This is a genomic window from Streptomyces sp. 5-10, assembly GCF_014712245.1.
GTDB classification, from domain to species: Bacteria; Actinomycetota; Actinomycetes; order Streptomycetales; family Streptomycetaceae; genus Streptomyces; species Streptomyces violaceusniger.
Window position 1 is genome coordinate 1 of sequence record NZ_JACVYG010000119.1, and the last position, 9462, is coordinate 9462.

At 72.6% G+C, this 9462-nt stretch carries 8 protein-coding genes; 6 read left to right on the forward strand and 2 right to left on the reverse strand.

Annotated features, from left to right (window positions below; genetic code table 11):
* Positions 1–391 precede the first annotated feature (391 nt).
* The 3 genes from IEJ02_RS47040 (at position 392) to IEJ02_RS47050 (ending at position 3207) form a co-directional block, all read left to right on the forward strand.
* Positions 392–1225, forward strand: coding sequence for a glycerophosphodiester phosphodiesterase (locus IEJ02_RS47040; RefSeq protein WP_191070392.1), 834 nt, complete (start codon positions 392–394; stop codon positions 1223–1225).
* Between the two features lie 140 nt (positions 1226–1365).
* Complete coding sequence (locus tag IEJ02_RS51280) at positions 1366–2079, forward strand: ATP-binding protein (protein ID WP_370467270.1); 714 nt, start codon at positions 1366–1368, stop codon at positions 2077–2079.
* A 159-nt stretch (positions 2080–2238) separates the two neighbouring features.
* Positions 2239–3207 (forward strand): DUF5926 family protein, encoded by a 969-nt coding sequence (locus tag IEJ02_RS47050; protein WP_137978648.1) that lies wholly within the window; start codon positions 2239–2241, stop codon positions 3205–3207.
* Positions 3208–3837: 630 nt separating this feature from the next.
* Here the strand turns inward: IEJ02_RS47050 and IEJ02_RS47055 are convergent.
* Positions 3838–4512, reverse strand: coding sequence for a bifunctional DNA primase/polymerase (locus tag IEJ02_RS47055; RefSeq protein ID WP_191070394.1), 675 nt, complete (start codon positions 4510–4512; stop codon positions 3838–3840).
* 580 nt (positions 4513–5092) lie between these two features.
* Here IEJ02_RS47055 and IEJ02_RS47060 point away from each other — a divergent pair.
* Both IEJ02_RS47060 and IEJ02_RS47065 read left to right on the forward strand, forming a co-directional pair.
* Positions 5093–6733: a GAF domain-containing SpoIIE family protein phosphatase gene (locus IEJ02_RS47060; RefSeq protein ID WP_191070395.1), complete on the forward strand. Its 1641-nt coding sequence runs from the start codon at positions 5093–5095 to the stop codon at positions 6731–6733.
* A gap of 188 nt (positions 6734–6921) precedes the next feature.
* Positions 6922–8418 carry an aminopeptidase P family protein gene (locus tag IEJ02_RS47065; protein ID WP_191070396.1) on the forward strand — a complete coding sequence of 499 codons (1497 nt, stop codon included), beginning with the start codon at positions 6922–6924 and terminating at the stop codon, positions 8416–8418.
* 81 nt (positions 8419–8499) lie between these two features.
* Here the strand turns inward: IEJ02_RS47065 and IEJ02_RS47070 are convergent, their stop codons facing one another.
* Entirely contained in the window at positions 8500–9057 is a 558-nt protein-coding gene (locus IEJ02_RS47070; protein WP_223865590.1) for a carboxymuconolactone decarboxylase family protein, read from the reverse strand.
* 47 nt (positions 9058–9104) lie between these two features.
* Here IEJ02_RS47070 and IEJ02_RS47075 point away from each other — a divergent pair.
* Positions 9105–9462, forward strand: a 358-nt coding sequence (locus IEJ02_RS47075) for a GntR family transcriptional regulator (RefSeq protein ID WP_223865591.1), incomplete at its 3' end; no start/stop codon positions are given.

Here is a 9462-nt window from a genome sequence, read left to right on the forward strand (position 1 = left end):
CGACCCTGCGGCGTCGGGCGTGCCTATCGGCCCGTCCGGCGTGGCCGGCCGCGCGCCCGCGGTGGGCTCGTAGTCCGGCGCGGGCGGCACCGCCGGGTTCGGGTGCGGCGCCGGAGGGGCCGGATGCGGCCCGGGCGCGGGCGGAACGGCAGAGCCCTCGTTCTCGGTGCTCACAGGTCTCTCCTCAGGTGCACGACAGATTTCCTCGACGGCCCACGTGTACGTCTTACCGTCGTCAGCTTTTCCCACAGCGCGTCAGACCGCCGTAAGGAGCGACAGCCCCGCGGACTACCACCCTTTATCCCGGACAATTCGCCCTACCGCCATTCCGTGCGAACGAACGGAGGGGCCACATCCACCGGCTCACACCGGGCGGTGGCACCATAACGCGGTGACCTATGCGCGCCCTGCCCGGGACGGCCGCCCCGGGCCGCACACCGTCTCCGTCGTCGCTCACCGCGGGGCCTCCGAGGATGCCCCGGAGCACACCCTGGCCGCCTACCGTAAGGCAATCGAGGACGGCGCCGACGCCCTGGAGTGCGATGTCCGGCTGACCGCCGACGGCCATCTCGTCTGCGTCCACGACCGCCGCGTCGACCGCACCTCCAACGGCCGGGGCGCGGTCTCGGCGCTGGAGCTGTCCGATCTGGCGACCCTGGACTTCGGCTCCTGGAAGGGCCGGGCCACCGACCGGGAGGAGCCGGACCGCGACAGCCGGGACAGCACCTCCGTCCTCACGCTGGAACGGCTCCTGGGGTTCATCGCGGACGCCGGGCGCCGAATCGAACTGGCGATCGAAACCAAGCATCCCACCCGGTGGGCGGGCCAGGTGGAGGACCGGCTGCTCGGGCTGCTGCGCCGCTACGGCCTGGACGCGCCGCCGCCCGGCGAAGGTTCACCCATCCGTGTGATGAGCTTCTCAGCGCGCTCCCTGCACCGGATCCGCAGCGGGGCCCCCGCCATCCCCACCGTCTACCTGATGCAGTTCATACTGCCGCGCCACCGGGACGGGCAACTGCCGCCCGGGGTGCGGATCGCGGGGCCGAGCATCCGGATCGTACGGAACCACCCCGGGTATGTGGCGCGGCTGCAGCGCGAGGGGCACCGAGTGCACGTCTGGACCGTCGACGAACCGGAGGACGTCGAATTGTGCGTCCGTCTGGGCGTGGACGCGCTGATCACCAATCGCCCCAAACAGGTACTGTCCCAACTCGGACGCTCATAATGGGCATTACAAGGCGTGCACCGGCGCGTTCGGTACGTATTCGATCGTGACGAGTGCGTCACACGATGCCACTTGGCCAGTTTCCGCTCCAGCACCGCGGGGCATTCATCCCGTGGCGTGGGGCTAAGGAGGTCTCGGGGGTGGCGTTGGTGGTGGCACGGCAGGTGCCGACGTCGTCGACCATGGCCGTACCCCATGGTCCTGCGGGCGTCCGCGCGGCAAGACAGCGGATGCGTCTCGATTTGGGCAGGACTGGGGTATCGGATTCGGTCATAGACGACGCTGTATTGATCCTTTCAGAACTGCTCAGCAACGCATGGCGACACGGCCGCCCTTGGCGTTCCGACCATGGTGGCGGCACGGTCCGGGCTGCATGGGCCGTCGACGAGGACGACCGGCTGACGGTCGAGGTGACGGATGGTGGCGGACCCACAAGGCCACTTCCGGCCAATCCGTCGGTGACCGCACGCGGCGGCCGCGGGCTGAACATCATCATGTCGCTGGCCGAGGAATGGGGCGTGCGGGACGACATCGGCGAAGTCACCGTATGGGCTCTTCTCCCGCCCGACGACGAATTCGCCCGTCGCGTCACGATTCCCTCGGATCTCTCCCCCGAGCTGAGTCCCCGCCTGGACGCGGAACTGGCCCCGGGGCTGCGTCCGGGCCTCGACGCGCGTCTCGAGGCCGGTCTCGACGCGAATCTCGGCTCGAACCTCGACGCGGATCTCGGCTCGGATCTCGGCACGGATCTCGGCGCCGGCCTGGGCCCCGGCCTCGGCTCGAATATCGAGGCGAACATCGACCCCGATTTCGATCGCGAGCTGGACTTCGCCGATCTGGACGAGCTCGCGTAGCCGACGCGGCGCAGGGAGCCGACGCGGTTCGGCCAAAGGGCTAGGCTCGCGCCCGTACCAGTCGTACGCGCCGTAAGGAGAGCATCGCCGCGGCCGTACGCAGACCGTCACGGGCGTACGAGCAAGCCCTCAGCCGCACGATCGGGAGACAGCCTCACCATGGCCAAGAAGCGCCGCCCCCAGACGAAGGCCGCAGGCCCACGGGTCGCCAACGGCGAGATCCCTGTGGTGGGCGCGCGGGAGCCCTGCCCGTGCGGCTCGGGCCGTCGCTACAAAGCCTGCCACGGCAGGGAAGCCGCGCACGCCGTCACCGAGCTGGTGCAGCGCCCCTTCGAGGGGCTCCCCGGCGAATGCGACTGGGTGGCCCTGCGCGAGCTGGTGCCCGCCGCGACCGTCGAGCTGACCCTCGCCGAGGGGCTGCCCGAGGGGGTTCCGTCGGTGACCCTGGCGACCGTGCTGCCCATGGCGTGGCCCGCGCTGCGCCGCGACAACGGCACCGTGCTGCTCGGCCTCCAGAACGACACGCCCTCCGGCGACATCAGCCGCGACCTGGCCGACACCCTGCGCCGCGCGCTGACCGCCGAGCCCGGCACCCCGGTGGCCGCCGAGCGGGCTCCGGGCGACGGTCCGCGGCTGCAGGATCTGCTCGACCCGAAGGGCACTTTCTCGCCGACTCTGCACGAGGGGTTCGAGTTCTGGCTCGAGGACGCCGCGAACGCGACCGGAGAGGTCGCCGCGTCCCTGGAACGGGCCAACGCGGCCGCGATCCCCACCGCCCGGCTCACCGGCGTGGAGGCGGCCTACTGGTGCGAGACGCCGGAGAAGAACCACCTGCGCTGGGTGATGTCCCACCCCGAGGAGAAGCTGCTGGACGCGCTCGCCCGGCTGCACGCCGCGGGTGCCTCCTCGCTCGGCGAGAACACCCGGCTGGTGGGCTCCTTCCGGGCCCACGGACTCACGGTGCCGGTGTGGGATCTGCCACGCGGGATGAGCGCCGAGGACACCGAGAAGCCGGCCGTGGACCTCGCCGAACGGCTCGCGGAGGCGCTCGCCTCCGACGCCCCGCTGACGCCCGAGCAGCGGCGCGCCCGGGGCGGCCTCACCAATCGTCAGGTGACGCTGAGCTGACGTCCCCCGGACGGCCGAAGGGCCCCTCGGGGGCACGTGACGCCGCTCACAACTCACTGTTACGCCCTGCAAATCGACGTCCGGAAATCCGCGATCGAATTTGCTATCGGCCGATCTCTTGTTACGGTTCTAAAAGCCCGGTCGCTGGTGCATCCCCCGTCGCCAGCGACCGGGCGCTTCCATGTCCGCGCCCGGACGGCGACGCGGGACGGCGGGGCAGGTACGGACCAACCGCCTTCGGCAGCGGGGGAGTTACTCCCGGGCCAGTGAGGGAGTTGCCCCCCGGGGCCCGGTGAGGGAGTTGCTCCCGGGCCCACCGTGCGTCGGCGCGGGCGTGGCGACACCTCGGCGCCGCGGCACCGCACTGGCTCGCGCAGGGCGCCCCTCAGCGCCCCGTGCCCACGAAAACGCCGGGCCCGGAACAGGAGCCCGGAACCAGGAGACCCGAACCGGGAACCCCGAACCAGGACGGGCCCGGAGCCCAGGAACAGGACGGGCCCGAAGCCCAGGAAGTCGCCTCCCCGGCCTCCGAGCCCTCACACACCCCGCGAGCGTCGCGCCCAGCGACCCGTCACGCCCAGCCGCCCGTCACGCCCAGCGGCCCCCGAACCCCCGCACCCGGGGCCCGCCTCAGTAGGCGAGCCGGCTGCCCCCGTCGGGCGCGCTGGTGCTGGCCTCGACCAAGGCGTTCACCACCGTGGCCACCTGAGGCAGCCAGGGCCGCCCGGAGCGGCGCAGCGGCGGCCGCTCCCAGCGCACCCGCCCGGAGCCGGTCTGCGACGGCGGCAGCACCACATAGCCGCCCTCGCCGTGGAACCGCAGCGAGCTGGGCACCCAGTCCTGCTGGCTCAGCAGCTCACCGAGGTCTTCGAGGGAGTACGGCTCCACCAGCAGCGACCAGCGGGTGGGCGTGGCGACCACCGGGCCGAGCCGTACGCCCGCCCGGTCGAAGACCGCCAGCGCCCGCGCCCCGGCGACCGCGGGCAGGCTCACCGCGCAGGGCGCGTGGCCGCCGGTGGCCAGCAGGAGGGGCGCGGAGGGCCGGTTGCCCCACCACCAGCGCACCATGCGCTCGTCCGTGGTGGCGGCGAGGAGAACAGGGTCGAACGGATGTGCACCCGGAACCGCACATTCCGGGTCGGGGCAGCCGCACACCCGCGGCCGTCCGCCGCCGGACCGGAGTCCGACGCCAGGGACCACGGGCCACTGCCACTCGGTGGCGCAGGTGAGCGCCGCACGCAGCAGCGGCGACCGCGCGCCGCGCCGCAGCGAGAACTTGCGTCGCCTTCCGAGGATCTCGCGCATGAGCGCTCGTTCCTTTCCGTTAACGCCGAGGGCTGTCCGTCGCACTACATCGCACTTCAGATGGCACTTCACTTGGACTTACGTGGCGCTGTCCGGCATCGTTCGGCCCGTCACAGCAGGTGGATCACAAGTCACTGCGCGTACAAGGCAGCGCATCACGCCGCAGGCCGAGCGTGGAACATGGCGAGGGGTGGCGCGCGCATGGCGCTTGCCGTCCGGTTGGTGCCTTCCTCGCCACTCGGGGATGGGCGCGGCCGTTGTGGTCTATGACGCCTGGACCGGCCGCGGGGTTCCGGGGCGATCCGAACTGCCCCTGCCCCTCTCCGATGTGTACCCGCCGCGGTGGAGACGACGCGCTGTCGAACGACGTCAGTCGACCTCGAAGGGACAGCCTAACGACTTTTTTTCGGCCAAGTTCAATTCCCCCCAGACACCAACAAGACCACCGGGACAATGCTGGACATCGCATCTGCGCTCCGTGTACATCTGGAGACAGTAGCGGCACAGTAGCGGCGCAGCACGACAGGGGGTTTGCGATGCTATTGAGCGAGCCGGACCCGGCGGGTGAAGGCAGCGGGCCATGAACTCGCCCCACGCGCCGAAAGTGGCTGGAATCGATCCTTCCCTCCCCTCGCCCACGCAAACTGCCGACCCCGTCACACCGCCCCTGGCCGCGCCCAACTCCGGTGTCCAGGACCGGCTCGCGGGCTGGGTCTCGGACCTCACCACCCTTCATGAGCTCACCGAGCGGCTGGTCCGGACCGACACCCTCGACGAGGCGCTGCGCGAACTGCTGCGCGCGGGCGCGTCCCTGGTCGGCGCCCGGCGCGGGCTGGTGGCGCTGGAACCGGCCGACGGGCTCGGCCCGGTGACCACCGTGGGGCTCGGTCTCGGCCACGCCGACCTCGGCCAGATCGAGACCATCCCGCGCGGATCCGCCTCCACCGGCCATCTCCTCGACGGTCTGCCCGAGCCGGGCGGCGAGCGGCGCGCCGATGTGACCCACCCCGATATCGCCGGTGAGGCCGGCCTCGACCCGCGCCACCGCGAGGTGGCCGCACGGCTCGGCTTCTCCGCGAGCTACGCCGTGCCGCTGGACCCGTTCCGCGCGGCCCCCTGTGCCACGCCCGGCCTCTCCGCCATCCCCGCACCCGCCCCCGGCGCGGACGGGTCCGGCACCGGCACCGGCTCCCCGGCGGGCGCCGGCGACCGCCCGGCCCCCGGCGCCCCCGGAACGACGAGCGTCACCGACGCCCCGCACCTCCCCGAAACCGGCCCCGTGCGCGATGCCGCACCAGCCGCCGCGCCTTCGTCCGGCCTTACCGCCGCCATGGGCGCCGACGGCCCCTCCGGGCGGCTCGGCGGGGCCGCCTGGCTCTACGACGAGCCCGCCGAGCCCGCGGAGCGCCAGCGCCATCTCGTGGGCCTGTACTGCCAGTACGCCGCCGCCCACATCGCCCGGCTGATCGAGCTCTCCCGCGCCCGCACCGCCGTCGCGACCGTCCAGGAGGAACTGCTGCCCACCCGGCTGCCCCGCGTCCCCGGGGTGCGCCTGGCCGTCCGCCACCACCCCGGTCCGCGCGGCGGCGGTGACTGGTACGACGCGCTGCCGCTGCCGGACGGGGCGCTCGGGCTCTCGGTGGGCGGGGTCTCCGGCTCCGGGCCGAGCGCCGTGGTCGCTATGGGGCGGCTGCGGGCCTCGCTGCGGGCGTACGCGGTGATGGAGGGCGAGGACCCGGTCGCCGTGCTGTCCGACCTGGAGCTGCTGCTGCGGCTCACCGAGCCCGCCCGCTCCGCGACCGCGCTCTTCGCCTACTGCGAGCCCGGGACGCGCAAGGTGGTGCTGGCCGGGGCCGGGCACTGCCCGCCGCTGCTCACCGGGGAGCGGCGCACCGAGTTCGTGGAGACCACCCTGTCCGCGCCGCTGGGGATGCTCTCGTGCTGGGAGGCGCCCAGCGTGGAGGTCGTGCCGTCCTCCGGAGAGACCCTCCTCTTCTACAGCGACGGGCTGCTCCACCGCACCGGGGAGCCGATGGACCGGGCCTTCACCCGGCTGCACACGGCCGCGGCGAGCGCCCCCAAGGGCGTACGCGGCGACCCGGACGCCTTCGCCGACCATGTGCTCCGTACGGTGCTCCCCGACGGTCCGGCGGCCTCCGCGGGGCGGCCCTCGGAGCACGACACCGAGGACCTCGTCCTGCTCGTGGCGCACTTCGACTGACGCGGGCCCACGTCGGCTGACCCATGGACCACGCCGGGCGACGCGTGGGCTACGTCGGCGACGCATGGCCCGGGTCGGCTGACGCGTGGCCTCCTTACGGCCGCGGCTCGAGCGGGACCACGGCCCCCGCTGGAGCCCTGGTCCCCCGGCGCTGCGAGCCCTCCCGTCCATCAGGCCCCGCACATACGATGGGAGGGGTCCAGTTCGAGGAGGAAGACGTGACCGAGGAGCCCACTTCCGAAGCCCCGGAGACCCCGGAGGGCGAGGAGCCCATCAAGCAGCGGAAGAACGGCCTGTACCCAGGCGTTTCCGACGAGCTCGCCGCGAGCATGAAGTCCGGCTGGGCGGACACCGAGCAGCACGACCTGGAGCCCCTCGCGCAGGCTCCGCACACCGCCCGCCGCCGCGCCGCGCTCTCCGCGCGCTTCCCCGGCGACCGCCTGGTCATCCCCGCGGGCAATCTCCGCACGCGCTCCAACGACACGGACTACAGCTTCCGCGCCTCGACCGAGTACGCGTACCTCACCGGCGACCAGACCGAGGACGGTGTGCTGGTGATGGAGCCCGAGGCGGGCGGCGGCCACACCGCCACGCTGTATCTGCTGCCGCGCTCCGACCGGGAGAACGGCGAGTTCTGGCTGGACGGCCAGGGCGAGCTGTGGGTCGGCCGCCGGCTCAGCCTTACGGAGGCCGAGAAGCGGCTGGGCCTGCCCGCCAGGGACGTCCGCAAGCTGGCCGACGAGCTCAGGGACGCCACCGGCCCGGTCCGTGTCGTGCGCGGTCACGACGCCGGTCTCGAGGCCGCCCTGACCGACAAGGTCACCGGTGAGCGCGACGAGGAGCTGCGGGTGTTCCTCAGCGAGCAGCGCCTGGTCAAGGACGAGTTCGAGATCGGGCAGCTGCAGGCGGCGGTCGACTCGACCGTCCGCGGCTTCGAGGACGTCGTCAAGGTTCTGGACAAGGCGCGGGCCACATCGGAGCGCTATATCGAAGGAACGTTCTTCCTACGCGCCCGGGTCGAGGGCAACGACGTCGGCTACGGCACCATCGCCGCCGCGGGCCCGCACGCCACCACCCTGCACTGGGTACGCAACGACGGCCCGGTCCGCTCCGGCGATCTGCTCCTGCTGGACGCGGGCGTGGAGACCACCACGCTCTACACCGCCGATGTGACCCGCACCCTGCCGGTGAACGGCACCTACAGCCCGCTGCAGCGCAAGGTCTACGAGGCGGTCTACGAGGCGCAGGAGGCGGGCATCGCCGCGGTCCGGCCGGGTGCGAAGTACCGCGACTTCCACGACGCCGCCCAGCGCGTCCTCGCCACCAAGCTCGTCGAGTGGGGCCTGGTCGAGGGCCCGGTGGAGCGGGTGCTCGAGCTGGGGCTGCAGCGCCGCTGGACGCTGCACGGCACCGGCCACATGCTCGGCATGGACGTCCACGACTGCGCCGTGGCCCGCACCGAGACCTATGTGGACGGCACCCTGGAGCCCGGTATGTGCCTGACGGTCGAGCCGGGGCTCTACTTCCAGCCCGACGACCTGACCGTGCCGGAGGAGTACCGGGGCATCGGTGTACGGATCGAGGACGACATCCTGGTGACGGAGGACGGCAACCGCGTGCTGTCGGCCGCGCTGCCGCGGGCCGCCGATGACGTCGAGGCGTGGATGGCCCGCCTCACCGGCTGAGGCGGGCCATGGAGCGGCGGCTCACCGCCTGATCGCGTGGGTCCCGTGGGGAGCGGCGCCGCCGCTCCCCACGGTCCGCTCTCAGTCCTGCCCCGGCACCTTGCGGGTGGTCACCGCGATCCGGTTCCAGGAGTTGATCGTGAGGATGAGGGCGATGAGCTGGGCCAGCTCCCGCTCCTCGAAGTGCCGGGCGGCCCGCTCGTAGACCTCGTCCGGGACGCCGCCGGGCAGCAGCGTGACCGCCTCGGTGAGCGCCAGGGCGGCCTGCTCCTTCTCGGTGTAGAACCCGGCCTCCCCGGCCTCCTCCCAGACCCCCACCAGGGCGATGCGCTCCTTGCTCTCGCCCGCCTTATGGGCGTCGGTGGTGTGCATATGGAGGCAGTAGGCGCAGTGGTTGAGCTGGGAGGAGCGGATCTGCACCAGCTCGACCAGGGCCGGGTCCAGGCCCTCGCGGGCGGCCGCGTCCAGGCTGATCAGCGCCTTGAACGCCTTGGGGGCGGCCTTCGCGAAGTTGACCCGCCCGGTCGTCCACCGCGCCGCCGTCGCGGTCTGTGCCGCCGTCGCGGTCTGTGTCGCCGTCGCGGTCTGTGTCGCCGTCTGTGTCGTCGTCGCCGTCTGTGCCGGTGTCGAAGTCGTCATGGGAATGAAATTAGGCCGCTAAGCGACCCTCTGTAGGGTGCATTTCCATGGCGGATTCATGGGTCAATTCGGCGAAGATCCTCGGCAGTGACCTCCATCTGGAGCTGACCCGCGCGGGCAGCCGCAGGACCGCCCTGATGGCCGCGCTGCGGGAGGCCATCCGCGACGGGCGGCTCGCCCCGGACACCCGGCTGCCGCCTTACCGTTCCCTCGCCGCCGACCTGGGCATCGCCCGGAACACGGTCGCCGACGCCTACGCCGAGCTGGTCGCCGAGGGCTGGCTCACCGCCCGCCAGGGCTCCGGGACCCGGGTGGCGCCCCGCCCCGCACCGCCCCCGCCCCGGCGACGCGCGCCCGGCCGGGAGCGCGGCGGGCGGCCGTCCGGGGCAACTGGCGGCCGCCGCG

Coding starts and splice junctions, on each gene's coding strand:
- IEJ02_RS47050 (WP_137978648.1), top strand. CDS start 2,239: ATGGCCAAGAAGCGCCGCCCCCAGACGAAGGCCGCAGGCCCACGGGTC.
- IEJ02_RS47055 (WP_191070394.1), bottom strand. CDS start 4,512: ATGCGCGAGATCCTCGGAAGGCGACGCAAGTTCTCGCTGCGGCGCGGC.
- IEJ02_RS47060 (WP_191070395.1), top strand. CDS start 5,093: ATGAACTCGCCCCACGCGCCGAAAGTGGCTGGAATCGATCCTTCCCTC.
- IEJ02_RS47065 (WP_191070396.1), top strand. CDS start 6,922: ATGGGAGGGGTCCAGTTCGAGGAGGAAGACGTGACCGAGGAGCCCACT.
- IEJ02_RS47070 (WP_223865590.1), bottom strand. CDS start 9,057: ATGACGACTTCGACACCGGCACAGACGGCGACGACGACACAGACGGCG.